This is a genomic window from Klebsiella sp. M5al (assembly GCF_002090195.1).
In the GTDB taxonomy this organism is placed as follows: Bacteria; Pseudomonadota; Gammaproteobacteria; order Enterobacterales; family Enterobacteriaceae; genus Klebsiella; species Klebsiella grimontii.
Genome location: NZ_CP020657.1, coordinates 3,403,609 through 3,429,668 on the forward strand (window position 1 = coordinate 3,403,609; position 26,060 = coordinate 3,429,668).

Annotated in this window: 28 protein-coding genes; 15 read left to right on the forward strand and 13 right to left on the reverse strand. The window is 55.7% G+C overall.

Annotated elements, in window-relative coordinates; genetic code table 11:
• Positions 1–14: 14 nt before the first annotated feature.
• The 4 genes from tyrS to anmK form a co-directional block, all read right to left on the reverse strand.
• On the reverse strand, positions 15–1,289 hold the full coding sequence (gene tyrS / locus BWI76_RS16405; RefSeq protein WP_004136811.1) for a tyrosine--tRNA ligase: 1,275 nt from the start codon (positions 1,287–1,289) through the stop codon (positions 15–17).
• 253 nt (positions 1,290–1,542) lie between these two features.
• Positions 1,543–2,199, reverse strand: coding sequence for a pyridoxamine 5'-phosphate oxidase (pdxH, locus tag BWI76_RS16410; protein WP_004119519.1), 657 nt, complete (start codon positions 2,197–2,199; stop codon positions 1,543–1,545).
• Between the two features lie 57 nt (positions 2,200–2,256).
• The gene (gene mliC, locus BWI76_RS16415; RefSeq protein WP_004136809.1) at positions 2,257–2,580 is read right to left on the reverse strand and encodes a C-type lysozyme inhibitor; all 324 of its coding nucleotides are present in this window, start codon (positions 2,578–2,580) and stop codon (positions 2,257–2,259) included.
• A 92-nt stretch (positions 2,581–2,672) separates the two neighbouring features.
• Positions 2,673–3,797 (reverse strand): anhydro-N-acetylmuramic acid kinase, encoded by a 1,125-nt coding sequence (gene anmK / locus BWI76_RS16420; RefSeq protein ID WP_004136807.1) that lies wholly within the window; start codon positions 3,795–3,797, stop codon positions 2,673–2,675.
• Between the two features lie 270 nt (positions 3,798–4,067).
• On the opposite strand from anmK, the gene slyB reads away from it, so the two are divergent.
• Positions 4,068–4,535 carry an outer membrane lipoprotein SlyB gene (gene slyB, locus BWI76_RS16425; protein ID WP_004851450.1) on the forward strand — a complete coding sequence of 156 codons (468 nt, stop codon included), beginning with the start codon at positions 4,068–4,070 and terminating at the stop codon, positions 4,533–4,535.
• A 225-nt stretch (positions 4,536–4,760) separates the two neighbouring features.
• Positions 4,761–6,113, forward strand: coding sequence for a GGDEF domain-containing protein (locus tag BWI76_RS16430; RefSeq protein ID WP_064371804.1), 1,353 nt, complete (start codon positions 4,761–4,763; stop codon positions 6,111–6,113).
• A 41-nt stretch (positions 6,114–6,154) separates the two neighbouring features.
• Here the strand turns inward: BWI76_RS16430 and slyA are convergent, their stop codons facing one another.
• The gene (slyA, locus tag BWI76_RS16435) at positions 6,155–6,595 is read right to left on the reverse strand and encodes a transcriptional regulator SlyA (protein ID WP_029669661.1); all 441 of its coding nucleotides are present in this window, start codon (positions 6,593–6,595) and stop codon (positions 6,155–6,157) included.
• 171 nt (positions 6,596–6,766) lie between these two features.
• Between slyA and BWI76_RS16440 the strand changes: the two genes are divergently transcribed.
• The 3 genes from BWI76_RS16440 to BWI76_RS16450 are packed head-to-tail and all read left to right on the forward strand — an operon-like array spanning position 6,767 to position 9,934.
• Positions 6,767–7,003 carry a DUF1656 domain-containing protein gene (locus BWI76_RS16440; protein ID WP_004136799.1) on the forward strand — a complete coding sequence of 79 codons (237 nt, stop codon included), beginning with the start codon at positions 6,767–6,769 and terminating at the stop codon, positions 7,001–7,003.
• Positions 7,004–7,013: 10 nt separating this feature from the next.
• Entirely contained in the window at positions 7,014–7,910 is an 897-nt protein-coding gene (locus tag BWI76_RS16445; RefSeq protein WP_004136796.1) for an HlyD family secretion protein, read from the forward strand.
• Positions 7,910–9,934: an FUSC family protein gene (locus tag BWI76_RS16450; RefSeq protein ID WP_004136794.1), complete on the forward strand. Its 2,025-nt coding sequence runs from the start codon at positions 7,910–7,912 to the stop codon at positions 9,932–9,934. The genes BWI76_RS16445 and BWI76_RS16450 overlap by 1 nt, the downstream gene beginning before the upstream one ends.
• On the opposite strand, the gene sodC is transcribed toward BWI76_RS16450, so the two are convergent.
• From sodC to BWI76_RS16465, 3 genes are read right to left on the reverse strand one after another with little or no spacing between them, the layout of a single operon-like run.
• Entirely contained in the window at positions 9,927–10,448 is a 522-nt protein-coding gene (gene sodC / locus BWI76_RS16455; RefSeq protein WP_064371805.1) for a superoxide dismutase [Cu-Zn] SodC, read from the reverse strand. The two genes, BWI76_RS16450 and sodC, sit on opposite strands and share 8 nt — an antisense overlap.
• Positions 10,449–10,507: 59 nt before the next feature.
• Complete coding sequence (locus tag BWI76_RS16460) at positions 10,508–11,404, reverse strand: aldo/keto reductase (protein WP_064371806.1); 897 nt, start codon at positions 11,402–11,404, stop codon at positions 10,508–10,510.
• Between the two features lie 48 nt (positions 11,405–11,452).
• On the reverse strand, positions 11,453–11,713 hold the full coding sequence (locus tag BWI76_RS16465) for a DUF1289 domain-containing protein (protein WP_165909784.1): 261 nt from the start codon (positions 11,711–11,713) through the stop codon (positions 11,453–11,455).
• Between the two features lie 121 nt (positions 11,714–11,834).
• Between BWI76_RS16465 and BWI76_RS16470 the strand changes: the two genes are divergently transcribed.
• From BWI76_RS16470 to rnt, 4 genes are all read left to right on the forward strand, one after another.
• Positions 11,835–12,434 (forward strand): TetR/AcrR family transcriptional regulator, encoded by a 600-nt coding sequence (locus tag BWI76_RS16470; RefSeq protein ID WP_004136786.1) that lies wholly within the window; start codon positions 11,835–11,837, stop codon positions 12,432–12,434.
• A gap of 53 nt (positions 12,435–12,487) precedes the next feature.
• Positions 12,488–13,585, forward strand: coding sequence for an alkene reductase (locus BWI76_RS16475; RefSeq protein ID WP_024357970.1), 1,098 nt, complete (start codon positions 12,488–12,490; stop codon positions 13,583–13,585).
• Between the two features lie 79 nt (positions 13,586–13,664).
• On the forward strand, positions 13,665–14,072 hold the full coding sequence (gene gloA, locus BWI76_RS16480; RefSeq protein WP_004119471.1) for a lactoylglutathione lyase: 408 nt from the start codon (positions 13,665–13,667) through the stop codon (positions 14,070–14,072).
• Between the two features lie 106 nt (positions 14,073–14,178).
• Positions 14,179–14,823 (forward strand): ribonuclease T, encoded by a 645-nt coding sequence (rnt, locus tag BWI76_RS16485; RefSeq protein WP_004136784.1) that lies wholly within the window; start codon positions 14,179–14,181, stop codon positions 14,821–14,823.
• A 51-nt stretch (positions 14,824–14,874) separates the two neighbouring features.
• Here the strand turns inward: rnt and grxD are convergent, their stop codons facing one another.
• A complete protein-coding gene (gene grxD, locus BWI76_RS16490; protein ID WP_004119469.1) occupies positions 14,875–15,222 on the reverse strand; it encodes a monothiol glutaredoxin 4 in 348 nt (115 codons plus the stop codon).
• A 339-nt stretch (positions 15,223–15,561) separates the two neighbouring features.
• Between grxD and BWI76_RS16495 the strand changes: the two genes are divergently transcribed.
• Together BWI76_RS16495 and sodB are read left to right on the forward strand one after the other, a co-directional pair.
• Complete coding sequence (locus BWI76_RS16495) at positions 15,562–16,416, forward strand: C40 family peptidase (protein ID WP_084402799.1); 855 nt, start codon at positions 15,562–15,564, stop codon at positions 16,414–16,416.
• Positions 16,417–16,537: 121 nt separating this feature from the next.
• Positions 16,538–17,119, forward strand: coding sequence for a superoxide dismutase [Fe] (gene sodB / locus BWI76_RS16500; RefSeq protein ID WP_004119467.1), 582 nt, complete (start codon positions 16,538–16,540; stop codon positions 17,117–17,119).
• Between the two features lie 56 nt (positions 17,120–17,175).
• Here the strand turns inward: sodB and BWI76_RS16505 are convergent, their stop codons facing one another.
• Together BWI76_RS16505 and BWI76_RS28160 are read right to left on the reverse strand one after the other, a co-directional pair.
• Positions 17,176–18,342, reverse strand: a complete 1,167-nt coding sequence (locus BWI76_RS16505; RefSeq protein ID WP_064371808.1) for an MFS transporter — start codon at positions 18,340–18,342, stop codon at positions 17,176–17,178.
• Positions 18,343–18,507: 165 nt separating this feature from the next.
• On the reverse strand, positions 18,508–18,597 hold the full coding sequence (locus BWI76_RS28160) for a YnhF family membrane protein (RefSeq protein ID WP_049082851.1): 90 nt from the start codon (positions 18,595–18,597) through the stop codon (positions 18,508–18,510).
• Between the two features lie 296 nt (positions 18,598–18,893).
• Here BWI76_RS28160 and purR point away from each other — a divergent pair, with 296 nt between their 5' ends.
• On the forward strand, positions 18,894–19,919 hold the full coding sequence (gene purR / locus BWI76_RS16510) for an HTH-type transcriptional repressor PurR (protein WP_004119465.1): 1,026 nt from the start codon (positions 18,894–18,896) through the stop codon (positions 19,917–19,919).
• An 18-nt stretch (positions 19,920–19,937) separates the two neighbouring features.
• Here purR and punR read toward each other — a convergent pair whose 3' ends face one another.
• On the reverse strand, positions 19,938–20,849 hold the full coding sequence (gene punR, locus BWI76_RS16515) for a DNA-binding transcriptional activator PunR (RefSeq protein ID WP_004119464.1): 912 nt from the start codon (positions 20,847–20,849) through the stop codon (positions 19,938–19,940).
• A gap of 111 nt (positions 20,850–20,960) precedes the next feature.
• Here punR and punC point away from each other — a divergent pair, with 111 nt between their 5' ends.
• On the forward strand, positions 20,961–22,145 hold the full coding sequence (gene punC / locus BWI76_RS16520; protein WP_024357966.1) for a purine nucleoside transporter PunC: 1,185 nt from the start codon (positions 20,961–20,963) through the stop codon (positions 22,143–22,145).
• 298 nt (positions 22,146–22,443) lie between these two features.
• Positions 22,444–23,595, forward strand: coding sequence for a cyclopropane fatty acyl phospholipid synthase (gene cfa, locus BWI76_RS16525; RefSeq protein ID WP_004136772.1), 1,152 nt, complete (start codon positions 22,444–22,446; stop codon positions 23,593–23,595).
• Between the two features lie 31 nt (positions 23,596–23,626).
• Here the strand turns inward: cfa and BWI76_RS16530 are convergent, their stop codons facing one another.
• Positions 23,627–24,268, reverse strand: a complete 642-nt coding sequence (locus BWI76_RS16530; protein WP_049086300.1) for a riboflavin synthase subunit alpha — start codon at positions 24,266–24,268, stop codon at positions 23,627–23,629.
• Positions 24,269–24,498: 230 nt separating this feature from the next.
• On the opposite strand from BWI76_RS16530, the gene mdtK reads away from it, so the two are divergent.
• On the forward strand, positions 24,499–25,872 hold the full coding sequence (gene mdtK / locus BWI76_RS16535; protein ID WP_024357964.1) for an MdtK family multidrug efflux MATE transporter: 1,374 nt from the start codon (positions 24,499–24,501) through the stop codon (positions 25,870–25,872).
• Positions 25,873–26,060 lie beyond the last annotated feature (188 nt).

The following is a 26,060-nucleotide window of genomic DNA, read 5'->3' on the forward strand; positions in this document are numbered from 1 at the left end:
CTGCCTTTACGCAATTACTTCCAGCAGACCAGACAGTAATTTTTCTTACCGCGGCGCAGTAAGGTGTAGCGCCCGAAGAGGCGGTCGCCATCGACAAACACATATTCCGGGTCGGACTGTTTTTCGCCGTTAATGGTCACCGCGTTGGAGGCGATGGTTTTACGCGCCTGGCCGCGGGACGGCTGCAGCTCAGAATCCACCAGCGCCTGCATCAGATCGGCACCCTTTTCCATTTCGATCATCGGCACGCCATCCTGCGCTAACTGCTCGAAATCGGCTTCGCTCAAATCGCTCAGGTTACCGTTGAACAGGCTCTCGGTAATGCGTTTTGCCGCCACCAGTCCTTCTTCGCCGTGCACCAGACGGGTCACCTGCTCGGCCAGCACATACTGGGCGCGCGGCGCTTTACCGCTGTTTTTGTCTTCTTCTTCCAGGGCGTTGATTTCAGCCATGTCCATAAAGGTGAAGAACTTCAGGAAGCGATAAACGTCAGCATCCGCGGTGTTGATCCAGAACTGGTAGAACTTGTACGGGCTGGTTTTCTTCGGATCCAGCCACACCGCGCCGCCTTCAGTTTTACCAAATTTGGTGCCGTCGGCTTTGGTGATCAGCGGTACGGTCAGGCCAAAGACCTGGTTCTGGTGCAAACGACGGGTCAGGTCGATACCGGAGGTAATGTTGCCCCACTGGTCAGAACCGCCGATTTGCAGCGCCACGCCGTGCAGCTTGTTCAGGCAGGCAAAGTCGTAACCCTGCAGCAGGTTGTAGGAGAACTCGGTAAAAGAGATGCCCTGGTCGTCGCGGTTGAGACGCTGCTTCACCGCTTCTTTGTTGATCATCTGGTTTACAGAGAAGTGCTTGCCGATATCACGCAGGAAGGTCAGCACGTTCATGCTGCCAAACCAGTCGTAGTTATTCGCGGCAATGGCCGAGTTATCCCCGCAATCAAAGTCGAGGAAAGGCGCGACCTGTTTGCGGATTTTATCCACCCAGTCCTGCACGGTATCTTCAGTATTCAGTTTACGCTCAGCGGCTTTAAAGCTCGGGTCGCCAATCAGCCCCGTCGCGCCGCCGACCAGCGCAACCGGCTTGTGGCCAGCCTGCTGGAAGCGTTTCAGGCATAACAATGGAACAAGATGCCCCAAGTGCAAGCTGTCGGCGGTAGGGTCGAAGCCGCAATAGAGCGCGATCGGGCCTTGCGCCAGTCGCTCTGCTAACGCTTCCTCGTCCGTCACCTGGGCTACCAGCCCCCGCTCCTGCAATTGTTTAATCAAGTTACTGCTTGCCATCAAATTCTCCATCTATAAACGACTGCACCTCTGTCGGTACACGACTTTTCGCCAGACGCGAAAAAAAACATCTACGCAAAATTATTCAAGCTGCATCGCGGCGGCAAGCATGTAAAAGCCCAGGGAACTTACTCAGGTAAGCGACAGAGCCAGACAGGCGCGGCTAACAAAGATGCAGCTTGAAAAATGAAGCGTATAGAATAAAGCGCCGGGCCACGATGCACCAGCGCTTAACACAACATTTTTGCGTGCTTTATGGCGCCAGTCGGTCGATTTGCCAGCCGCCGTTTTGCCGCTGGTAGAGAAAACGATCGTGCAGACGATGCTCGCCGCCCTGCCAGAACTCCATCTGCTCGATGCTGACGCGGAATCCGCCCCAGAAGCTCGGCAGAGGAACTTCGCCCTGCTGGAACTTTTGCTTAAGCTCGAGGAACTTACTCTCAAGGATGCCGCGCGCCGAGATACGGCTGGACTGCTGCGACACCCAGGCGCCAATCTGGCTATCGCGCGGACGGCTGTGGAAATATTTAACCACTTCCAGCGTTGAAAGGCGTTCTGCTTTGCCGATAACCATCACCTGGCGCTCCAGCATATGCCATGGGAACAGCAGGCTGATGCGGGGATTTTTTTCAATCTGGTGGGCTTTGCGGCTGCCAAGGTTGGTGTAAAACACCAGGCCTTTTTCATCATAGTGCTTAAGCAAAACGATGCGCTGGTAAGGCTGGGCGTTTTCATCAACGGTGGCGACCACCATCGCCGTTGGATCGGCGAGCTTCGCATCGCAGGCCTGACGCAGCCAGCGTTCAAATAGCGCCAGAGGTTCGGCGGGAAGGTCGTGGCGACGCAGGCCGCCACGGGTGTACTCGCGGCGCAGGTGCGCGATTTGCTGCAATTCGTCGTTATCAGACATGGCAATTGAGACAATAATCAAAGGGTAGCGTCATTGTGCGCCCCCATGACCGAAATCTCAACGTTTGGCGGTTTGCAGCTGACAGTTTTCCAGCACGATACGGTCGCGTTTATAGACCGTCGCGTTATCACCCTTCGACCAGAAGACGTAAACGCCGTCGGTATAGCGCGCTCCGGATGCGGATAACCCCTGCTGCAAGTTGAGCTGCTGGTTATCGTAGATAAAGCTGACCTGCTGGCGAGTATGATTAAGATGGACGGTCAACGGCTTCTGGTCGCACTGGTACTCCAGTGTGTCCGTATTCATCCGCTCGACAAACTGATTGTAGTAGCTACAGCCCGCGAGCATAAAAGGTACCGCAAGAATAAGTATTTTTTTCATTAATTTGCCTTCGACTTTCCCGGTCCGGGAAGGCATAACGCCCTCCCTCAACGCTGTCCAGTCTACGAAGAAACCGGCGCGGGGGATTTCAGTTAACTCTGATTTTGCGGCGGATTTGCCGGGAAAATCGCGCCAAGCACGGAAGCCTGCGACGCGCCGGTTACCGAAGGGAGATTACCGGGTAATCCGGCAAGCGTCCGCCACGCCAGCCATGCGAAAGCCAGCGCCTCCATATCATCACCGCTGATCCCCGCCTCATCGGTGGTCGACACTTCCGTTCCCGGCAGCAGCGCCGCCAGACGCGCCATCAGCAGCGGATTACGCGCGCCGCCGCCGCAGACCAGCAGACGTTCGCATCCCCCGCTGAGCAGCACCTGTTCACTGATGCTGACGGCGGTCAGCTCCGCCAGGGTGGTCTGCACGTCCTGGGCGCGAAGCCCCGGATAACGCGCCAGATGCTGCGATAGCCAGCCGTAGTTAAAGTATTCGCGACCGGTACTCTTCGGCGCCGGTAGCGCAAACCACGGATCGCTTAGCATATCCTGCAGCAGCGGCAGCACCACTTTACCCTCGCTGGCCCACTGCGCGTCTTTATCGTAGGGTTTACCACACTGTCGCCAGATCCACGCGTCCATCAGCATGTTGCCAGGCCCGGTGTCGTAGCCGCGCACCGGTACCCCCGGCGCCAGCAGGGAGAGGTTGGCGATACCGCCAATATTAAGAACCATTCGACGCTCTACCGGATGCGCCAGCAGCGCGTGGTGGAACGCCGGAACCAGCGGCGCGCCCTGCCCGCCGAGCGCCATATCGCGACGACGAAAGTCGCCGACGACCGTCACGCCGGTACGCGCGGCAATCTGGTTATTGTCGCCAATCTGTAGGGTATGCGGCGCGTCGCCCGTAGGCTCATGCCAGACCGTTTGGCCATGGCAGCCGATGGCGATAATGTCCGCCGCCTGTAACTTTTCCTGCGTCATCAACGCCTGAACCGCATCGGCAAACAGCCGTCCCAGACGCGTATCAAGCCGCCCCAGCTGCGATAGCGTAAGCTGCTGGCCCTGACAGATGGCCAGAATGTCTTCTTTAATAGCAATGGGGATGGGATAGGTCAGGCTGGCCTGCTGGGCGACCATATTTTCATTAATTGCTGCGAGGACAACATCAACACCATCAAGGCTGGTGCCGGACATTACGCCGATAAAGCGGCCTGATTTCATACGCTTTCCTTCATTCCATGACTCTCGTATATCCCCACACTCCACCATAAACGAGGGGGCAATGCTATGCTGCTATAATACTTTTTAACAATACAAGCAGCGCTGTCGTTCGTAGGGTAAAGAACTTGTGTTTAGTTTAGGTTGAGACGACTCTGATTATTATTTTTTGTATAGTCACTGCATCTGCTATGCCAGCAGACGCTTAAATGCCATATAATTGGCTACAAGGAAGTTCAACAGAACGCTTCTTGGTGAACAGGAGATTCATAAATGATTTTACGTGTTTTGGCTGTCTCGATGATTGGTTTTACGCTTGCAGGCTGCGTCAGCAGCAGCGGTCTGTCCGGCGATGTTTACTCCGCATCCGAAGCCAAACAGGTCCAGAGCGTGACCTACGGCACTATTGTCCATACCCGCGCGGTGCAGATTCAGGGCGGAGATGACAGCAATGCTATCGGCGCCATCGGCGGCGCGGTTCTCGGCGGCTTCCTGGGTAACACCATTGGCGGCGGCACGGGCCGCTCACTGGCAACGGCGGCAGGCGCTGTCGCCGGCGGCGTAGCCGGTCAGGGCGTACAGGGTGCGATGAACAAAACCCAGGGCGTTGAGCTGGAAATCCGCAAAGATGACGGTAATACCATCATGGTGGTGCAGAAGCAAGGCAGCACGCCGTTCTCGGTTGGCCAGCGCGTGGCCATTGCCGGCAGCGGCAGCCAGGTTACGGTATCCCCACGCTAAACCTTATCCCTGCGGCCCTGACGGGCCGCTTATTTATATAAAAGATGTATCATTTACCAACATAAATAAACGATATAAATATATTTATATTTTCCTGCCGCACCTCAACTCTTTGCGCCCGCGCAATATCCCCCCTGCTGCCATCAAGTAATCTTCAATGAGTACTATTTAAATCATTTACGACAACCTCGTCGTTTACCCTCGCATTTTTCAGGGATGTTGACTATGCGCGCTAATATAAAAAGCTTACCCCAACGGATATTTCTTTACGCTGCCGTGTGTATCCTTGCGATTACCACGCTTAATTACCTCAGCGACTCGTTAATTGATCGTATACCTACAACATCATCCATGCTTTTTCCTGTACTGACGATTTCGCTGATGACTTTTCATATTATGATTGCCTGTTTTATGGGAATGAAATATCTGTGCGATAAAAAACGGCTGTACCTGGTTCCGATTACCTTCGCCTTTGCCTGCTCGGCCATGCTGATGCTGGGAACGATAGGCAGCTATCCCGACTGGTTGATTTGCGGACAGGGTCGCGCCATTAACCAAAATGACGCGCTGATTTTTTATTTTTTCCGCAACGTGATGATGGCCATTTTATTTATAACATCGATTGTTTTATACCGTTTTCGCAACATCACCCTTAGCTCAGGTAAAATTCACCGAACGGTACTGACAGGTTGCTTTGTTTTTATTGCCGCAGTGCTTATATTATCGTGGATTCATTCCAGCAACTCCCCGCTGTTGAGTATTGAATTCCTTGACAATCTGACCTACACTTTTACGCCGCTGTGGCATAATCGTATTGGCTGGTTATTAATTATCATATGGTCAGTAACGCTGATTTTACTGATTAGCCTGACTCAATTGCGTAATATATTCTGGTACAGCGGGGCCTTTTTTTGTACCGCCTATATATTTACGTTAATGGTTCTACTCTCAACGGCAGGTGATAGCAGTCACGCCTGGAACCAGGCGCGATTCTTTGAAACGCTTAGCACCCTGTTTCTGATTTTAGTCCTGCTGTGCGATGTTTTTATGCTCTATCGCGAATCGAACGAAAGATACGTCCGCTCTTACCAGAACTCGATTCGCGATCCCCTGACCCGGCTGTATAACCGCAGCTATTTTTATGACACCCTGAATCAACGATTGCCGAAGGTTTCCGCTTCACAACCGCTATCGGTGATCGTCTGCGACCTCGATCGCTTCAAGCGCATCAACGACACCTACGGTCACGTGCAGGGCGATAAGGTGATCCAATTTGCTGCCAGCGTGTTGCAGAACAACGTGCGCCAGGACGACGCCGCCGCGCGTATCGGCGGGGAAGAGTTTGCCCTGCTGCTGGTCAATATCGGCGCAAAGGAAGCGCTGGCTGTCGCCGAACGCATCCGCCTCTCCGTCAGCGAGAAGCAGGAAGGATTACCCGAAAGAATGACTATCAGCATGGGGGTTTTCACGACGCAGGATACGCGTGTTTCGGCAGAAGAGTGCGTTAAGCGCGCGGATACCGCGATGTACGAGGCGAAAAACAGCGGTCGTAACCGCGTTGTGGTCTGGCATGAATAGATAAAAAAGAGGCCTTGAGTTTCTTCAAGGCCCCGTTAAGGTCAATCTTTTGCCTGGAGATCGAGGATGTTGTGTTCAAGTTTACGAATTAAATTAAGCAACGTTTCCACTTCTTCTCTGGAAACGCCTGCCAGAATCTCATCACGCGTTTTGCCAATAACCTCTTCCATTTCATTGATCAGAGGCTCGGCCTTTTCCGTAAGCTTGATACGTTTTGCCCGCCGATCGTTTGCACAGGTCTGGCGAGAAATAAGCCCTTTCTCCTCCAGCTGGTCGAGCGTGCGAACCAGCGACGGCTGCTCAATACCAATGGCTTTCGCCAGCTGAATCTGCGACTGTTCAGGCGGCAGCTGGTGAATGTTATGCAGCGTGACCCAGTGCGTCTGCGTTAACTCCAGAGGTTTCAGGCGATGGTCGATTAGCGCGCGCCAGACGCGTACCAAACGTGCCAGATCAGAACCAAGTGGCGATTCCAATTTCATCTCCTTATAATTAGCTTGCTAAGTTATTATACTGATTTTAGAATAGTGTGCAGCATTTAAATTACCAAAACAAATGAATTACCTGATTCACTAGAATCAGAACAATGATTTACAATGTGAATAATCGCATCACCTGAACATTCTTCCTGCAACGGCAAAGGATTTTTGCTTGTGAAACTGAGTCTTAACACTGCCGGATTGTCGCTCCAGGACCTGGTGTTCGGCGCTTCTGTCTATTTCCCTCCTGTCTTTAAAGCGGTTCTGCTGGGCTTTTTTATCTGGCTGATTGTCCATCACCAGCTGCGGGACTGGATGTACGCAGGCGAGATCTGGCATCCCCTGTTAATGGACCTCTCCTTCTTTGCGCTTTCCGTCTGTCTGGCGCTGGTTTTACTGACTATCTGGTAATGTTCATTCCATGAAGAAACTAAAATACTTATCCACGCTGCTGGTCGCCGCGCTGGCCATTATTGCCGCCTGGCTGGTCTGGAATTACTACACGCAATCCCCGTGGACCCGCGACGGCAAGGTGCGCGCCGAACAGGTTGGCGTTACGCCGCAGGTTTCCGGCAGCATCCTGCAGCTAAACGTGCGCGATAACCAGCTGGTGAAGGCCGGAGAGGTGCTGTTCAGAATCGACGACACGCCGTATAAAATTGCCCTGCTCAACGCCCGCGCGCAGCTCGCTAAAGCCAAAGCAGAAGTCGCCCGCGCGCAGGCGGAACAGAAAAAAGCCGCCAGCGATGCTAACCGCCGGCGTCATCTTTCCCAGAATTTCATCTCAGCAGAAGATTTAGAAAACGCCAATACCGCGCTGAATACCGCGACGACCAACCTCGAAGCCGCTAAGGCGGTGGTTGGCGTGGCGCAGGCCACGCTCGATCATGCCCAATGGCAGCTCACGCAGACGGAAATCAAAGCGCCGGTTGACGGCTGGGTCACCAATCTCTCGACCCGCGTTGGCGACTACGCCGCCGTTGGCCACCCGGTTTTCGCCCTCGTCGACAGCCACTCCTTCTACGTGGTGGGTTATTTTGAAGAAACGAAACTGCGTCATATTCGTCCCGGCGATAGCGCGCAGATTATTCTTTATAGCAGCAAGCAAAAGTTACAGGGTCACGTTGGCAGCATCGGACGCGCGATAGTCGACCAGAGCGTGGAGAGCAGCGGCGGGCTAGTGGCGAATATTAAACCGAATATTCCCTGGGTCCGCCTTGCTCAGCGCGTCCCGGTACGCATTGAGTTTGACCATCTGCCGCCGGATACCACCCTGGTCTCCGGTACCACCTGTACCGTTGCCATCGGCGCGCAGTAATGAAGCTGCAGGCCCTGTCGTGGCGCGCGCTCCCGTGGATTAAGGCCAGCCGTCCGCAGTGGCGCTATGCCCTGCGCAACGGGATTGCCATGTGCCTGGCGCTGAGCGTCGCCTACTGGCTGAATCTTGACGAACCCTACTGGGCAATGACCTCCGCCGCGGTGGTCAGCTTTCCCACCGTCGGCGGCGTGATCAGCAAAAGCTTCGGGCGTATTGCCGGCAGCCTGCTCGGCGCCTGCGCGGCGCTGCTGCTGGCCGGGCACACGCTCAACGATCCGTGGCTGTTTCTCTTCAGCATTTCAGCGTGGATAGCCCTCTGTACCTGGGCCTGCGCGATGTTCACCAATAACGTCGCCTACGCTTTCCAGCTCGCGGGCTATACCTGCGCGATCATCGCTTTTCCGGTTATCAATATCACTGACGCCAACGAACTGTGGACTATCGCCCAGTCGCGCGTCTGCGAGGTTATCGTCGGTATTTTGTGCGGCGGGCTGATGATGATGATTTTACCGAGCACGTCCGATGGCGCTACGCTGCTGACGGCGCTGAAAAATATGCACGCGCGCCTGCTGGAACACGCCAGCCTGCTGTGGGTGCCGGAAACCACCGATGCGATCCGCACCGCGCACGAGAGCGTGATTGGGCAAATCCTGACCATGAATTTGCTGCGTATCCAGGCCTTCTGGAGCCACTATCGCTTTCGTCGGCAAAACCCGCTGCTGAACTATCTGCTGCATCAGCAGCTGCGAATGACCAGCGTGATTTCGAGCCTGCGGCGGATGCTGCTCAACTGGCCCACCGCGCCCGCCCGCACCCGCGAGATTCTGGAGTCACTGCTTAACGAATTAGCGTATACAAACGCCGATGCCTTGAGCGTCGCCCGCATCATCGCCCCGCTGGCGCCGCCCGCGGACGCTGATTACCGGCATATCGCCTTCTGGAAGCGTCTGCGCTACTTTTGTCGTCTCTACCTGGTGAGCAGCCGCTGGCTCACGCGCATCGAAAACGCCACCGCGGTGACTGAATTTAACGTGCCTTCCGCGCCAGCGCTGGCCCGCCATACCGACCAGGCCGAAGCCTTGTGGAACGGCGTTCGCACTTTCTGCGCGCTGGTAATGGTCGGCGCATGGGGAATTAGCACCCAGTGGCAGGCCTGCGCCGCTGCCCTGACCCTGGCGGCTATCTGCTGCGTCCTCTATTCGGTCTCTCCTTCACCGTTTAAGTCCTTAACGCTGTTGATGCGCACCCTGATCCTGCTTTCGCTCTTTAGCTTTGTTGTGAAGTTTGGCCTGATGGTGCAGATCACCGATTTATGGCAGTTTCTGTTGTTCCTGTTTCCGCTGCTGACGACCATGCAGCTGCTGAAGCTACAGATGCCTAAGCTCGCCGGACTATGGGGTCAGCTGATTGTCTTTATGGGGTCGTTTATTTCGGTCACCAACCCGCCGGTCTACGACTACGCGTCGTTTCTTAACGATAATCTGGGGAAAATCATTGGCGTAGGCCTCGCCTGGCTGGCGTTCGCCATTATCAGCCCGGGTTCGGACGCGCGTAAAAGCCGCCGCCATATCCGTGCGTTACGGCGTCACTTTGTTGACCAGCTCAGCCGCCGCCCGCAGCACAGCGAGCACGAATTTGAATCGCTGGTTTACCACCATATTAGCCAGCTCAGCAATAGCCAGGATGCGCTGGCGCGCCGCTGGCTGCTGCGCTGGGGCGTGGTGTTGCTCAACTGTTCCCACGTGGTGTGGCAGCTGCGCAAGTGGGAAACCCGTTCCGACCCGCTATCGCAGGTGCGTGATTTATGTATCAGCCTGCTGCGGGATGTAATGAGCGAGCGCGGGGTACAGCAGCGCCCGCTCGCCTCTACGCTCCAGGAGCTGCAGCGCATCTGCGACGCGCTTAATCACCACCACCAGCCGGCGGCCAAAGAGCTGGCGGCGGTTATCTGGCGGCTGTGGTGCGCGCTGTCGCAGCTGGAGCAGGCGCCGATTGCCGGAACCCTGACGGAAAGAACTACTTAATCACGCCGCAGGCAAACCGCTCGCCGCCGCCGCCAAGGGGCTGCGGGCTATCGGACATATTGTCGCCCCCCACGTGAATCATCAGCGCCTTGCCTTTCACCTCATCCAGCGTTTTTAAACGCGGTGCCACCACCGGCTGGGTGGCTTTACCGTCGTTGTTGACCACCAGGAATGGCAGATCGCCGAGATGCCCGGCGCCGTCAGGACCTTCATGCTTTCCGGTTTTTTGCGGATCGTAGTGCCCGCCGGCTGCGCCAGCGGCGACGGCTTTGCCCCCTTTAATCGCGGGCTGGCAGCTGCCGTTGGCGTGGATATGGAAGCCGTGCTCGCCGGGAGGCAGCGCCTTCAGGTCTGGCGTAAACTCCAGACCTTTCTCGGTTTCGCTGATTTTAACGCTACCGATAGCCTGACCGACGCTCTGGCTGGTAACAAGATTGATATCGACGCTTTCACTGGCCGCCTGCGCGCCTGCGCACGCGGCCAGGGTAAGTATGGCGAGAATACATCGTTGCATAACACCTCCTTAATGGCTCTATCGCTACTAAGTGTAGGCCATTGCTGAGGTGTCGGTGTTTACGGAACGTCGTAGCCTAACGCCGCTTTACGAATGCGAAACCACTGCTGGCGGCTCATGTTTAGCTTTTCAGCAACCACCGCGGAGCGCACGCGCTCGATTTTGCCTGAGCCGATGATCGGCAACGGCTGCGATGGCAGACGCAGGATCCAGGCGTACACCACCTGCTCAATGCTCTCCGCATTTAGCTCCTGAGCAACGCGCGCCAGCTCATCGCGCAGCGGCTGGAAGCTGTCATCGTTAAATAAACGTCCGCCGCCGAGGCAGGACCAGGCCATCGGCCGGATACGCAGCTGCTGAAGCAGATCCAGCGTACCGTCCAGCAGCAGCGGCTGATGGACCGGGGAAATTTCCACCTGGTTGGTCGCGAGCGTAAACGGCAGGCGCGACTGCAGCAGGGTAAACTGGGCGGGAGTAAAGTTAGATACGCCGAAGTGGCGAACTTTGCCGCTATGGTGGAGGGCAAGGAACGCCTCCGCGACTTCATCCGCATCCATCAGCGGGTCCGGACGATGGATTAGCAGCAGATCAAGATGGTCGGTTGCCAGATTACGCAGCGACTGTTCGGCGCTGAGAACGATATGGTCGCGGTCGGTAATATAGTGGCCGATGGTGTTTTCCGCCCGCGCTTTAGTGGCTATCCCGCATTTGGTGACGATTTCCATCCGGCTGCGCAGATGCGGAGCCAGCTTTAGCGCTTCGCCAAATGCCGCCTCACAGCGATAGTCGCCGTAAATATCGGCGTGATCGATAGTGGTGACGCCCAGATCCAGGTGTTGCTCAACAAAGCTCACCAGCGCTTTCGCGGACATATTCCAGTCCATCAAACGCCAGTAGCCCATCACAAAACGAGAAAATTCCGGCCCCTGCGGAGCCATAGCAATACGCTGAACCATAACAGCTTCCTCAACAAAAATGTGCCCTGAGTATACGCAATTTTATGCTTAAAACAGTGAGGGTTGCTGCGGTTCTTCCGCACTATCCTGCTTAGCCGCGCGTAATTTGCGCAGCAGCCGCTGGCGACACAGACGCAGAACCTCCTGCTTTTGCGCATCGTTCATTTTCTGCCAGTTGAAACGCTCGTCGCGGCTGCGCATGCACCCCCGGCAGTAGCCACGTTCATCAGACTGACAAATCCCCCGGCACGGACTTTGCACCGGGAAGAACTCCAGTTGTTCAGCCACTTCGCCTCTCCTGCCGCTCATCTCTTTCTTTATTGAAGACGTTTCATTCGCCGTACGCAAATTTTGTTCATCGCCCTCTGCGCCAGGCGGCATTTTTAATTATGACTTGCATTAGACCAATCGGTCTATTACAGTGGGCGCTATGAACAAGCACAGTGAATGCAACACCCGCGAACATATCCTGGTCACCGGCGAGCAGCTCTGCATGCATCGGGGATTTACCGGCATGGGGCTGAGTGAACTGCTGAAAACAGCGGAAGTGCCGAAAGGCTCTTTCTATCACTATTTTCGCTCAAAAGAAGCCTTTGGCGTTGCGCTGCTCGAGCATCATTACGCCGGATACCTTCAGCGCCTGGTGGAGCATTTTGACCACGGTCAGGGAAACTACCGCGATCGCCTTTTGGCCTATTATCAGCATACGCTGACGCAATTTTGCCAGCAGGGCATTATTAGCGGCTGTCTGACGGTGAAGCTGTCGGCGGAGGTCTGCGATCTGTCGGAAGATATGCGCGCCGCGATGGATAAAGGCGCCAGCCAAATCATTATCCTGCTGGGCGATGCGCTGGAGAAAGGCCGTCAGGAAGGCAGCCTTGAGTTTGACGACGACGCGTTCACCCTTTCCCAGGTGCTCTACTCCCTGTGGCTGGGGGCGAATCTGCAGGCCAAGATTACGCGTAGCGCGACGCCGCTGGAAAGCGCCCTTGCCCACGCTAAAAATATTATTGCTGCGCCTGGCGTTTAACAGGCGTTTTTATTTCATCAGTTTCAAGACGACCGGTCTACTCAGGAGTCATTATGTCAGAATCAAAGTTGTTTACCCCGTTGAAAGTAGGTGCGGTAACCGCGCCCAACCGCGTATTTATGGCTCCGCTGACGCGTCTGCGCAGCATTGAACCGGGCGATATCCCCACCCCGCTAATGGGTGAATACTACCGTCAGCGCGCCAGCTCCGGCCTGATTATTTCCGAAGCCACCCAGATCTCCGCTCAGGCTAAAGGCTACGCGGGCGCGCCTGGTCTGCACAGCCCGGAACAGATTGCCGCGTGGAAAAAAATCACCGCCGGCGTACACGCAGAAAACGGGCGTATTGCCGTTCAGCTGTGGCACACCGGGCGCATTTCGCACAGCAGCATCCAGCCTGGCGGCGCCGCCCCGGTGGCGCCGTCGGCCATTAGCGCGGGTACCCGTACCTCGCTGCGCGATGAAAACGGCCATGCTATTCGCGTCGACACCTCGATGCCGCGCGCGCTCAACACCGATGAGATCCCGGGGATCGTTGATGATTTCCGTCAGGCGGTAGGCAACGCCCGCGATGCCGGTTTTGATCTTGTCGAACTGCACTCCGCGCACGGCTACCTGCTGCACCAGTTCCTTTCCCCCTCTTCCAACCACCGTACTGACCAGTACGGCGGCAGCGTGGAAAACCGCGCGCGCCTGGTGCTGGAAGTGGTTGATGCGGCAAGTAAAGAGTGGAGCGCCGACCGTATCGGTATTCGCGTTTCGCCTATTGGCAGCTTCCAGAATGTCGATAACGGTGCGAATGAAGAGGCCGACGCGCTCTATCTGATCGAAGAACTGGCCAAACGCGGCATCGCTTACCTGCATATGTCCGAGCCGGACTGGGCCGGCGGCCAGCCGTACAGCGATGAGTTCCGTCAGAAAGTGCGCGACCGTTTCCCCGGCGCCATTATCGGCGCTGGCGCCTACACGGTCGAAAAGGCAAACGATCTGATCGGTAAAGGCCTGATCGATGCCGTGGCCTTCGGCCGCGACTACATTGCCAACCCGGATCTGGTCGCGCGCCTGCAGAAAAAGGCCGCTCTGAATCCACAGCGTCCGGAAAGCTTCTACGGCGGCGGCGCGGAAGGCTATACCGATTACCCGACCCTGTAATCCCTCCATTGATAGCGGCGGGTTATCGCCGCTATACTCAACGCTCTGCTGTATCAACATAAACTGCATAGGGGACATTATGCGCTTACTTCACACCATGCTGCGCGTTGGCGACCTGCAACGTTCGATTGAGTTTTACACCAACGTGCTGGGCATGAAACTGCTGCGCACCAGCGAAAACACGGAGTATAAGTACTCGCTGGCATTCGTGGGTTACGGCGAAGAGAGCGATACCGCCGTGATTGAGCTGACCTACAACTGGGGCGTTGATAAGTACGATCTCGGCAGCGCTTATGGCCATATCGCGCTGAGCGTTGAAAACGCGGCGGAAGCCTGCGAGCGTATTCGCCAGAACGGCGGCAACGTGACGCGTGAAGCCGGTCCGGTGAAAGGCGGTACCACCGTTATCGCCTTCGTCGAAGATCCGGATGGTTATAAAATCGAACTGATCGAAGAGAAAGACGCCGGTAAAGGCCTCGGCAATTAATCTGCTCGGGCACCCGCGGTGCCCGCTGTTTTATCCCCCTGCCTGCTGCAAGGCGCGGCAAAATTTGCCATAATGCGCGCTACTTTTTTCCAGCTAAGAGAATCTGATGTCCGAGAACGTTCAACTTAATGGTCTGTGCGACCGTTTTCGCGGTTTTTATCCTGTGGTAATCGATGTTGAAACCGCCGGATTTAATGCCAAAACCGACGCCCTGCTGGAGATCGCCGCTATTACGTTGAAAATGGATGAAGAAGGCTGGCTGATGCCGGACGAAACGCTGCATTTTCATGTTGAACCTTTTGAGGGCGCCAACCTGCAGCCCGAAGCCCTGGCTTTTAACGGTATTAACCCCCACGACCCCGAACGCGGCGCGGTGAGCGAATACGATGCGCTGCACGCGATTTTCAAAATGGTCCGTAAAGGGATGAAAGAGAGCGACTGCAGCCGCGCGATCATGGTTGCGCATAACGCCACGTTCGATCACAGCTTTACCATGGCGGCGGCAGAGCGCGCAGGGCTGAAACGTAATCCGTTCCACCCGTTCGTCACCTTTGATACCGCGGCCCTGAGCGGCCTGGCGCTGGGGCAAACGGTGCTGTCGAAAGCCTGTATTGCCGCAGGGATGGCGTTTGATGGTACCCAGGCGCACTCCGCGCTATACGATACCGAACAAACCGCCCAGCTGTTCTGCGAAATCGTCAACCGCTGGAAGCGTCTCGGCGGCTGGCCATTACCGGTGGCCGAAGAATAAACGATAAAAAAAGCGACTTCATCGGAAGTCGCTTTTTTAATAGCAGCAGAATTACTCCGCTTTCGGCTCGTCAGTTTTATACTTAGCGGCCGTTTCTTTGATCAGCTGCTGCAGTTCGCCGCGCTGATACATTTCAATCACGATGTCGCAGCCGCCGACCAGTTCGCCGTCTACCCACAGCTGCGGGAAGGTTGGCCAGTTAGCGTATTTCGGCAGCTCTGCGCGGATGTCCGGGTTTTGCAGGATATCGACGTAGGCAAAACGTTCGCCACAGGCGGAGAGCGCCTGAACGGCCTGCGCGGAGAAACCGCAGCTTGGCAGTTTCGGTGATCCTTTCATGTACAGCAGGATCGGGTTTTCAGCGATTTGATGTTGGATTTTTTCTAAAGTCGTGCTCATTGTCGTGCTTCCTCAAACTTCTCTACGGCAGTAATTTGTCATTGTAGCGCCCTGAACGCAGGACCGATAATAACATTTTTTTCACTTGCCACATTTTATCTTCTGTCGGCCAAAGTTGCCTCAAAAATATCATTTTATTGCTATACGCGGCAACGCGTTGCGCGTTTTTCATGCGTCAGGGGCGCTGACAGAAGCATTTTTTTGCAAATGTTAACCAAACGAGACTTTAGATACAAAAGAGTAGTAACTCTCCACGATTTTATGCTTTAGAATCGATGCGGTTTGTCATTCATCGTCAGGCATCTGTATATGTCTGTAATTTAATCAGAGGAGTGCTCAGTGGCGCGTCTTAATAAAATCGCGATTTCGCTCTGTGCATTACTTTTCACATCTATTTCACTTACGCCGCTGGCGCATGCTTCCGGGCATACGCACGCTTCGGCCACGCCAAAAGCGCATCCGGCCAAGGGCACGACCGCGGAGCGTAAGAAAAAAGCAGTCAATTCCAAAAGTAAAACCACCGCCAAAACCCCCAGCAAGAAAACGTCGACCGCCAGCCGCAGCAAATCAACCGCGTCACGCCAGACCGCCAGCGTCACCAAAAAATGCGTCCTGCGCAAAGGCTATAAAAAACTGTGCGCCAGCTCGACAAGGTCAATAGCGGAAAGCAAGATGGCAACGGCGAGCGTGCAGAAAAAATGCGTGGTGCGTAAAGGCTATAAAACCCGCTGCAAACCCATCGCCGATGAGCCGCAGTTGACTATCGCCGATGCGCATAAGGCGCGGGTACAAAAAGCGCAAAGCACCGCGATGTCAAAGCTGATGGATCAGATTGGTAAGCCCTATCGCTGGGGCGGTACTTCCCCGCGCACCGGGTTTGATTGTAGCGGCCTGGTCTATTACGCCTATAAAGATCTGGTTAAAATCCATATTCCACGCACCGCCAATGAGATGTATCACCTGCGCGACGCCCGTCCGGTGGATCGCGGCGAGCTGCAGAGCGGGGATCTCGTCTTTTTCCGCACCCGCGGGCGCGGGACTGCCGATCACGTCGGCGTTTACGTTGGCAACGGCAAATTTATCCAGTCTCCGCGCACCGGCCGCGATATTCAGATCACCTCATTAAGCGACGATTACTGGGTACGCCACTACGTCGGCGCGCGTCGCGTTATGACGCCGAAAACCATTCGCTAAATATGCCTTGCCGCTTGGGCGGCAGGGTAACTCTCTCTTTTGCCACATCTTTTAATTTGCTACTATTACCCTGCGTAATACATGGTTATTGCGCGTACAAACTATAAAAAGGAGAGTAGCAATGTCGTTCGAATTACCTGCATTACCATATGCAAAAGACGCCCTGGCGCCGCACATTTCCGCGGAAACCCTGGAATACCACTACGGTAAACACCACCAGGCCTACGTCACCAACCTGAATAACCTGATCAAAGGCACCGCGTTTGAAGGGAAAACCCTGGAAGAGATCGTGCGTTCTTCCGATGGCGGCGTCTTCAACAACGCCGCGCAGGTCTGGAATCACACCTTCTACTGGAACTGCCTCGCGCCAAACGCCGGCGGTGAGCCGCAAGGCGAACTGGCGGCCGCTATCGCTAAATCCTTCGGCAGCTTCGCTGATTTCAAAGCCAAATTCACCGACGCGGCGGCAAAAAACTTCGGCGCAGGCTGGACCTGGCTGGTGAAAAACGCCGACGGTAGCCTGGCCATTGTCTCCACCAGCAACGCGGGTACGCCGCTGACCAGCGACGCGACTCCGCTGCTGACCGTGGATGTCTGGGAACACGCTTATTACATCGACTACCGTAACGCCCGTCCAAACTATCTGGAACACTTCTGGGCGCTGGTAAACTGGAAGTTTGTTGCCGCTAACCTGGCAGCATAAAAGCAAACCGCAGATGCCTTTCGGCTTCTGCGGTTATTCTCTCACAGCACGCGATCTTAACGGTTGGCGAACGCCTCTTCCGGCTGCCCCCGCGCGCTGAACAGCACCAACAGCAGCGCAACGCCCGCGATAATCGCCCCCATCACCGGGACAAACGCATAGCCGAGGCCGCCGCTAATGACTGCGCCTCCCGCCGCCGCTCCCAGCGCGTTTCCAAGGTTGAAAGCCCCGATATTGACCGACGACGACAGCCCCGGCGCTTCGTGGGCCACGCGCATCACCCGCATCTGCAAAGGCGGCACCACCGCAAAGGTCGCCGCGCCCCAGACCACCATGCTGATTGCCGCGCCCACCTGCGATTGCGCCAGCAGCGGGATCGCCAGCATGATAACCATCAGCAGCAGCAGAAAGCCCTTCAGCGTCCCGGAAACGGAGCGGTCAGCAAATTTACCGCCAAGATAGTTGCCCAGCGAAAAGCCCACGCCGATCAGCACCAGCATCGCGGTGACAAACAGCGGAGAGGCGTTGGTAATGGTATGCAGAACCGGGGAAATATAGGTATAGAGCGTAAACATCGCCCCTGCCCCCAGCACGGTAGTCAGCAGCGCCGACAGCACCTGCGGGCGCATCAGCACCGAAAGCTCCTGCTTCACATTTGGGCGCTCGCCGGCGCTGCCCTTCGGTAAGGAAAACCACAGGCCGATTATCGCCACCACGCCCAGCCCCGCCGTTGCAAGGAACGACATTCGCCAGCCGATGGTTTCACCCAGCCAGGTTGCTGCGGGTACGCCGCCGATGTTGGCGATCGTCAGCCCCATAAACATCGTCGCCACCGCGCTGGCCTGCTTATGTTTTGGCACCACGCTTGCCGCCACCACCGAGCCCAGGCCAAAGAAAGCGCCATGGTTAAGGCTGGTAATGATCCGCGACAGCAGCAGCGTGGTGTAATCCGGCGCAATGGAAGAGAGCACGTTGCCGAGGGTAAAAATCGCCATCAGAAAGATCAGCGCGTTTCTGCGCGCGCGGTGGGAGAGCAGCAGCGTCATCAGCGGCGCGCCAACCATTACGCCGATGGCATAGGCGCTAATCAGCATTCCCGCCGCCGGAATCGAAACGTCAACGCCTTTAGCGATAACCGGTAATAGCCCCATCGGGGAGAACTCGGTCGTGCCGATGCCAAAGGCACCGATCGCCAGCGCGAGCAGGGGAAAGTTGATTTTCATGCAGGGACTCCATCAGGCCGCCTTCCGCGACGGCATCTCATCAGAAGTCAAAAGCATGACATCAATCACAGAAAAACAAAAGTGAACGAAATGGCAAAAGATTTTTGCGAAAATGATAATAATAGGTGGAGTAAAAGGGAGAGCGGCCCCTCCCTTATCGCAGAACTAGTGCAGTACTGCGGTCAAACCTGCGGCAACAATCAAACCCAAAACAATAATCGTTGTTGTCAGCGAAAACTTTAAATTTGTATCCATCAATTTTTCCCCCTGATTATCCCCACATGAAAAGTGAGCTTGCTCATTTTTACACAGAATAGCGTAAAAATCTTCCGAGATTTAGAGTGATGCACATTTTTGCTCTTCCCCTTTGCCCCAAGATCGGACAAAATCCCACGCTAATTTGAAAGCGTATCGGCCATTGACCCCTTCCTGTCGTTCTGTGTCGTTTTCCCGACGTGATGCCATGCTCAATTTTGGCGTCAGGGTGTGTACAGGCAAACGTTTACGTACCGATAAACAGACGATCAGGTCAAGGTCTGGAGTGAGAAGTAATGGCAACTATTAAAGATGTAGCGAAGCGCGCAAACGTTTCCACTACAACAGTGTCACATGTGATTAACAAAACCCGTTTTGTTGCGGAAGAGACGCGCAATGCGGTATGGGCGGCAATAAAAGAGCTGCATTACTCCCCCAGCGCCGTTGCCCGCAGCCTGAAGGTCAATCACACCAAGTCGATTGGTCTGCTGGCGACCAGCAGCGAAGCGGCCTATTTCGCTGAGATTATCGAAGCCGTTGAGAAAAGCTGTTTCCAGAAGGGCTACACCCTGATCCTCGGCAACGCGTGGAACGACCCGGAGAAACAGCGCGCCTATTTGTCAATGATGGCGCAGAAACGCGTCGACGGCCTGCTGGTGATGTGTTCCGAGTATCCGGAATCGGTGTTAAGCATGCTGGAAGAGTATCGCCATATCCCGATGGTGGTGATGGACTGGGGCGAGGCAAAAGCCGACTTTACCGATTCGGTCGTCGATAACGCCTTCGAGGGCGGCTATATCGCCGGACGATACCTGGTTGAACGCGGCCATCGCGACATCGGCGTGATCCCCGGCCCGCTGGAGCGTAACACCGGCGCAGGCCGGCTGGCGGGTTTTATGAAAGCGATGGAAGAGGCGCAGATTAACGTCCCGGAAAACTGGATTGTACAGGGTGATTTCGAGCCGGAATCCGGCTACCGCGCCATGCAGCAAATTCTCGCCCAGCACCCTCGCCCAACGGCCATCTTCTGCGGCGGGGATATTATGGCGATGGGCGCCATCTGCGCGGCGGATGAAATGGGCCTGCGCGTGCCGCAGGATATTTCGCTGATCGGTTATGATAACGTGCGCAACGCCCGCTACTTTAGCCCGGCACTGACCACCATTCATCAGCCTAAGGACTCTCTTGGCGAAGCGGCCTTTAATATGCTGCTGGACCGTATCGTCAATAAGCGTGAAGTCTCGCAGTCGATTGAAGTCCATCCGCGCCTGGTCGAGCGCCGTTCCGTGGCCGATGGTCCGTTTGTCGATTATCGCCGTTAGCCCTGCTTGCGGCGTCGGTTATTCCGGCGCCCGCAGCCACTCCCGGTTTAGCGTTTCGCTATCGCCAAGATAATCCAGTAACCAGAGCAGCGCCGGCGAAGCGTCGCTTTGCTGCCACGTCAGGCAGCATGCGGCATCCGGGAAGGGGTTCTCCAGCTCCAGCGCCGTCCATTCGCCGCTATCCAGCCACGGACGCGCTAAATGCCCGGGCACCATACCGACGCACAGTCCGGCGGAGAGGCAGGTTTCAGAAGCATCCCAGTCCGGCACGACTACCCTCTTCTGGTTATCGAGCAGCCACGTGGTCCGCTTCGGCAGCGAGCGTGACGTATCCTCTCTGACCAGCGACGGCCAGTTGCGCAACACGTCATCGCTCAAAGGCCCCGCCATTTTTGCCAGCGGATGGTGGCTCGCAACGACGCAGTCCCAGCTCAGCATCCCCATATCGCGGAAGGCGTAGCGTCCCCCTACCGGAATGGAGCGCGTCGCGCCGATGGCTAATTCCACGCGACCGTCGGCGAGCGCATCCCAGACGCCGTTGAACACCTCCTGAAAGACGATCAGCTCGACGTCATCAAAATGGCGATAAAAATCAACGATCATCTGCCGCATACGCGTGGGTTTAACGATGTTATCAACCGCGATGGAGAGCTGCCCGCGCCAGCCGTTGGCGATCTGCTGGCACTGCTGGCGGGTGATCTGCATTTTTTTGATAACAGATCGCCCTTCCTGTAAAAACCAGACGCCGGCCGGCGTTAATTCCACATCCCGATGGCGGCGTTCGAACAGCGGTACCGCCAGCCACTCCTCCAGCTGACGTACGGTATAGCTGACGGCCGAGGGTACGCGGTGCAGTTCCTGGGCGGCGGCGCTAAAGCTGCCGTTTCGGGCGACAGCATCGACAACTTCAAGCGAGTATTCAGACCACATTTTCTGCCTGCAAAATTTTTGAACTCATCTGACAAATATTAGCGTTTCACAAGCCTTAATGCACTCCCTACACTCTGCGCCATCGTACCTGCACAATAAAAAGAGAATGTTATGCAACAACCTGGGAAAGGATTTTTAGTCTGGCTGGCTGGCCTCAGCGTACTGGGCTTTCTGGCCACCGATATGTATCTTCCGGCTTTCGCCGCCATGCAACAGGATCTGAATACTTCCGCCGCCTCAGTCAGCGCCAGCCTGAGCCTGTTCCTGGCGGGCTTTGCGCTTGGGCAGCTCTTCTGGGGCCCCATTTCCGATCGCTATGGCCGTAAGCCGGTGCTGCTGAGCGGTCTGGCTATCTTTGCTGTCGGCTGCCTGGGGATGCTGTGGGTGCGCGATGCCGGCCTGATGCTGGCGCTGCGCTTTATCCAGGCTCTGGGGGTTTGCGCCGCCGCGGTGACCTGGCAGGCAATGGTAACCGATTATTACCCTGCGCAAAGAACCAACCGTATTTTCGCCGCCATTATGCCGCTGGTTGGTTTGTCGCCGGCGCTGGCGCCGCTGCTTGGCAGCTGGCTGCTGGTCCACTTCGAATGGCAGGCCATTTTTGCCGTTCTGTTCGCCATTACCCTGCTGCTGATGCTGCCGGCCCTGCGCCTGAAGCCAGCGAATAAACCGATCGTCAGCGTCCAGCAGAAGCTCACCTTCCTCGCCCTGCTGCGCTCGCGGGAATATAGCGGTAACGTGCTGATCTACGCCGCCTGTTCCGCCAGCTTTTTCGCCTGGCTCACGGGCTCGCCGTTTATCCTCCATGACATGGGCTACGGTCCGACCGTTATTGGCCTGAGCTATGTTCCGCAGACTATCGCGTTTCTGGTGGGCGGTTATGGTTGCCGCGCGGCGCTACAAAAATGGCAGGGGCAGCAAATTCTTCCCTGGCTGCTGGCGATTTTCGCCGTCAGCGTCGCCGCCACCTGGCTGGTTGGCCTGCAGGAGAACGCGACGCTTGTTGGGTTGATGATTCCGTTCTGCGCCATGGCGGTGGTGAACGGCGGTATTTATCCTATCGTCGTCGCGCAGGCCCTGAAGCCATTCCCGCAGGCGACCGGCCGTGCCGCGGCGCTGCAAAACACTCTGCAGCTTGGCCTCTGCTTCCTGACCAGCCTGCTGGTCTCCACGCTGATTGCCACGCCGCTGCAAACGACCACCAGCGTGATGCTGGTTTCCATCGTGCTGGCCGGCATAGGCTACCGCATGCAGTATAAAGCCGCGCATCCGGCAACAGAATCGTCACATGCGTAAGCTATTCTACTGATAGTTATAGAATCCAGTAATTAGCTTGCTAAGATATTTTTGTTGAAAGCGTGTTTTTAGCGGCCTATACTGGATCCGGCATCACATAAATAGAAAGATTAATTGATTTAACGGGAGCAGGATGCATCCCGTTTCACCATGGAAGGCCTTTCGGCAAGGGTTACCTCCCTTCCTCTGTTCTACGTCGGATAGCAGCCTCACGGATTAACCGTGAGATTTCTCACAAAGCCAAAAAAGCGTCTACGCTGTTTTAAGGTTCTGATCACTTGGGCGTGATGGAGAAGCTATGAGTTCATCGTGTATAGAAGAAGTAGTCAGTGTACCAAATGATGATTGGTACCGAATTGCAGCTGAATTATTAGGCCGTGCGGGCATCGAAATTAATGGTCCTGCGCCCTCCGATCTACGGATTAAAAACCCGCTCTTTTTTAAGCGCGTTTTGCAGGAGGGGTCGCTGGGGCTCGGCGAAAGCTATATGGACGGCTGGTGGGATTGTGAACGGCTGGATATTTTTTTCCATAAAGTTTTACGCGCCGGACTGGAAAATCAGCTTCCCCATCATTTCAAAGATACCTTGCGTATCGCCAGCGCACGCTTATTCAATCTGCAAAGTAAAAAACGGTCCTGGATTGTCGGCAAAGAGCATTATGATTTAGGCAACGATCTGTTCAGCCGCATGCTCGACCCTTATATGCAGTATTCCTGCGCGTACTGGAAAGACGCGGAAACTCTCGATGACGCGCAGCAGGCTAAACTGGATCTGATCTGCCGTAAACTTGAGCTTGAGCCCGGTATGCGGGTGCTGGATATCGGCTGCGGCTGGGGCGGGCTGGCTTACTACATGGCCAAAAACTACCAGGTCAGCGTGGTGGGCGTTACCATCTCTGCAGAGCAGCAGAAAATGGCGCAGGAGCGCTGCGCGGACCTCGACGTCACCATCCTCCTCCAGGACTATCGCGACCTGCACGAAAGCTTTGATCGTATTGTTTCAGTCGGCATGTTCGAACACGTCGGGCCTAAAAATTACGCCACCTATTTTGATGTGGTCGATCGTAATCTGAAGCCCGACGGTCGTTTCCTGCTCCATACCATCGGCTCGAAAAAAACCGACCATAGCGTTGATCCCTGGATCAACAAATATATCTTCCCTAACGGCTGTCTGCCGTCGGTACGCCATATTGCCGAAGCCAGCGAATCGCATTTTGTTATGGAAGACTGGCATAATTTCGGCGCCGACTACGACACGACGCTTATGGCCTGGTATGAACGCTTTCTTAATAGCTGGCCGGATATTGCCGACAACTATTCAGAACGCTTTAAACGCATGTTCAGCTATTACCTGAATGCCTGTGCCGGCGCTTTCCGCGCGCGCGATATCCAACTGTGGCAGGTGGTTTTTTCTCGCGGGGCCGAACACGGCCTGCGCGTGGCCCGCTAAAAATATCCCCCGCTTCGGCGGGGGGATTTTATTATTCGGCCGTCGTTTTCAGCGCCGCTTCTGCTTCTTTCGCCGCCAGCACGCGCTCAACGGTATCGATGACCGCCTGCGTCTGCGGATCGATTTCAATATTCACCCGATCGCCCAGCTTTTTCACCCCAAGCGTGGTGCGCTGCAGCGTTTCCGGAATTAAATGCACGCAGAACCGAGTTGGCGTCACTTCACCGACGGTGAGGCTAATCCCATCTACGCCGATATATCCTTTATAGAGGATATATTTCATCAACGTCGGGTCCTGAACCTTAAACCAAATCTGGCGATTATTTTCCGAGGTCAGAATTTTCACCACCTCCGCGGTGGTCATAATATGACCTGACATCAGGTGGCCGCCAATTTCATCGCTGAATTTGGCCGCGCGCTCAACGTTGACGCTGTCGCCCTCGCGGATCGCGCCCAGATTGGTTATCCGCAAGGTCTCTTTCATCAGATCAAAACTCACTCGCGGGCCATTGATATCCGTGACCGTCAAGCAGCAGCCGTTGTGCGCTACCGAAGCGCCCGTTTCGAGCCCCGCGAGCATATGCTCAGGCAGCTCCACAACGTGGGTGCGAAAGTTGGGTTTTTCATCAATAGCCACCACTTTGGCGGTCCCCTGCACAATACCGGTAAACATATTTTGCTCCTGTATAAATTCGTGACGGTATCAGTACCGTTTTAGGCTATGACGAACAATAACAGCTGGCAAAACAGGTTGCCAGCGCACAACGTGCAGAGGAATTTTTTCACTGGCTAAATGGCTAATCCTCGCTACAATAGTCTGGCAAATCCCTCTGCTTTTTCTTCTTGCTGCCCTCGATGGCGGCTTTTTTAGTCCCCCAATAACAACAATATATAGGTGTTCACGTGCAGAAGTATTTTATTGAAGCGCGTCAGTTATTAGCACTGGCTATACCCGTTATTCTTGCCCAGGTCGCCCAAACCGCCATGGGCTTTGTCGATACCGTGATGGCGGGCGGCTATAGCGCCACCGACATGGCGGCCGTTGCCATCGGCACCTCCATCTGGCTACCGGCGATCCTCTTTGGCCACGGCCTGCTGCTGGCCCTGACGCCCGTTATTGCCCAGCTGAATGGTTCTGGTCGCCGCGAGCGTATCGCCCATCAGGTGCGCCAGGGATTCTGGCTGGCCGGCTTCGTCTCCATCCTGGTAATGGTCGTGCTGTGGAACGCCGGTTACATTATCAGCTCAATGCATAACATCGACCCGGCGATGGCTGACAAAGCGGTCGGCTACCTGCGCGCGCTGCTGTGGGGGGCGCCCGGCTATCTGTTCTTTCAGGTTGCCCGTAACCAGTGTGAAGGGCTGGCGAAAACCAAGCCGGGAATGGTCATGGGATTTATCGGCCTGCTGGTCAACATTCCGGTGAACTACATTTTTATCTACGGTCACTTCGGTATGCCGGAACTCGGCGGGATTGGCTGCGGTGTGGCGACGGCATCGGTTTACTGGGTGATGTTTTTCAGCATGCTGTTCTGGGTGCGCCGCGCGCGTTCAATGCGCGATATTCATCTCCAGGAGCGCTTCAGCAAACCGGATTTCGCCGTCATCCAGCGTTTGGTACAGCTGGGCCTGCCGATTGCGCTGGCGCTGTTTTTCGAAGTCACGCTGTTTGCCGTCGTCGCGCTGCTGGTCTCGCCGTTGGGGATCGTTGACGTGGCCGGGCATCAGATTGCCCTTAACTTCAGCTCGCTGATGTTCGTGCTGCCGCTCTCGCTGGCGGCCGCGGTGACCATTCGCGTCGGCTTCCGTCTCGGGCAGGGTTCAACGCTGGAGGCGCAGACCTCGGCCAGAACCGGCGTCGGCGTTGGGGTGTGCATGGCCGTTTTCACAGCGGTGTTCACCATTCTGATGCGTAAGCAAATCGCCCTGCTGTATAACGACAATCCCGAGGTCGTGGCCCTGGCGTCCCAGCTAATGCTGCTCGCGGCCATCTACCAGATTTCCGACTCCGTTCAGGTGATCGGCAGCGGGATCCTGCGCGGCTATAAAGACACGCGTTCCATCTTCTTTATTACCTTTACCGCCTACTGGGTATTGGGTCTGCCGAGCGGCTACCTGCTGGCCCTGACCGATCTGGTCGTGCCGCGCATGGGCCCCGCCGGTTTCTGGTGCGGGTTTATTATTGGTCTCACCTCCGCCGCCGTGATGATGATGCTGCGTATGCGTTTCCTGCAGCGTCAGCCTTCCAGCATCATTTTACAGCGCGCGGCGCGCTAGCCCGCGGCGAAACCAACGGCGCTGATTCAGCGCCGTTATCGCTTATTGATGAAGAAATATTCTTTTGCATCAGTAAAATATCAGCAATATGGGTAAAACTTCTGCGATCGCGAGAAAACTGGAAGAAAAGTGACGTTTGCCTCTTGCCACAACCCCTCCCTCCGGCTAATATGCGTCCCCGTTGCCGC

Coding starts and splice junctions, on each gene's coding strand:
- punC (WP_024357966.1), top strand. CDS start 20,961: ATGCAACAACCTGGGAAAGGATTTTTAGTCTGGCTGGCTGGCCTCAGC.
- BWI76_RS16445 (WP_004136796.1), top strand. CDS start 7,014: ATGAAGAAACTAAAATACTTATCCACGCTGCTGGTCGCCGCGCTGGCC.
- grxD (WP_004119469.1), bottom strand. CDS start 15,222: ATGAGCACGACTTTAGAAAAAATCCAACATCAAATCGCTGAAAACCCG.
- BWI76_RS16430 (WP_064371804.1), top strand. CDS start 4,761: ATGCGCGCTAATATAAAAAGCTTACCCCAACGGATATTTCTTTACGCT.
- cfa (WP_004136772.1), top strand. CDS start 22,444: ATGAGTTCATCGTGTATAGAAGAAGTAGTCAGTGTACCAAATGATGAT.
- sodC (WP_064371805.1), bottom strand. CDS start 10,448: ATGCAACGATGTATTCTCGCCATACTTACCCTGGCCGCGTGCGCAGGC.
- pdxH (WP_004119519.1), bottom strand. CDS start 2,199: ATGTCTGATAACGACGAATTGCAGCAAATCGCGCACCTGCGCCGCGAG.
- gloA (WP_004119471.1), top strand. CDS start 13,665: ATGCGCTTACTTCACACCATGCTGCGCGTTGGCGACCTGCAACGTTCG.
- tyrS (WP_004136811.1), bottom strand. CDS start 1,289: ATGGCAAGCAGTAACTTGATTAAACAATTGCAGGAGCGGGGGCTGGTA.
- BWI76_RS16470 (WP_004136786.1), top strand. CDS start 11,835: ATGAACAAGCACAGTGAATGCAACACCCGCGAACATATCCTGGTCACC.
- anmK (WP_004136807.1), bottom strand. CDS start 3,797: ATGAAATCAGGCCGCTTTATCGGCGTAATGTCCGGCACCAGCCTTGAT.
- mliC (WP_004136809.1), bottom strand. CDS start 2,580: ATGAAAAAAATACTTATTCTTGCGGTACCTTTTATGCTCGCGGGCTGT.
- BWI76_RS16460 (WP_064371806.1), bottom strand. CDS start 11,404: ATGGTTCAGCGTATTGCTATGGCTCCGCAGGGGCCGGAATTTTCTCGT.
- BWI76_RS16465 (WP_165909784.1), bottom strand. CDS start 11,713: ATGAGCGGCAGGAGAGGCGAAGTGGCTGAACAACTGGAGTTCTTCCCG.
- BWI76_RS16505 (WP_064371808.1), bottom strand. CDS start 18,342: ATGAAAATCAACTTTCCCCTGCTCGCGCTGGCGATCGGTGCCTTTGGC.
- BWI76_RS16530 (WP_049086300.1), bottom strand. CDS start 24,268: ATGTTTACCGGTATTGTGCAGGGGACCGCCAAAGTGGTGGCTATTGAT.
- BWI76_RS16475 (WP_024357970.1), top strand. CDS start 12,488: ATGTCAGAATCAAAGTTGTTTACCCCGTTGAAAGTAGGTGCGGTAACC.
- BWI76_RS16450 (WP_004136794.1), top strand. CDS start 7,910: ATGAAGCTGCAGGCCCTGTCGTGGCGCGCGCTCCCGTGGATTAAGGCC.
- punR (WP_004119464.1), bottom strand. CDS start 20,849: ATGTGGTCTGAATACTCGCTTGAAGTTGTCGATGCTGTCGCCCGAAAC.
- purR (WP_004119465.1), top strand. CDS start 18,894: ATGGCAACTATTAAAGATGTAGCGAAGCGCGCAAACGTTTCCACTACA.
- BWI76_RS28160 (WP_049082851.1), bottom strand. CDS start 18,597: ATGGATACAAATTTAAAGTTTTCGCTGACAACAACGATTATTGTTTTG.
- sodB (WP_004119467.1), top strand. CDS start 16,538: ATGTCGTTCGAATTACCTGCATTACCATATGCAAAAGACGCCCTGGCG.
- slyA (WP_029669661.1), bottom strand. CDS start 6,595: ATGAAATTGGAATCGCCACTTGGTTCTGATCTGGCACGTTTGGTACGC.
- rnt (WP_004136784.1), top strand. CDS start 14,179: ATGTCCGAGAACGTTCAACTTAATGGTCTGTGCGACCGTTTTCGCGGT.
- slyB (WP_004851450.1), top strand. CDS start 4,068: ATGATTTTACGTGTTTTGGCTGTCTCGATGATTGGTTTTACGCTTGCA.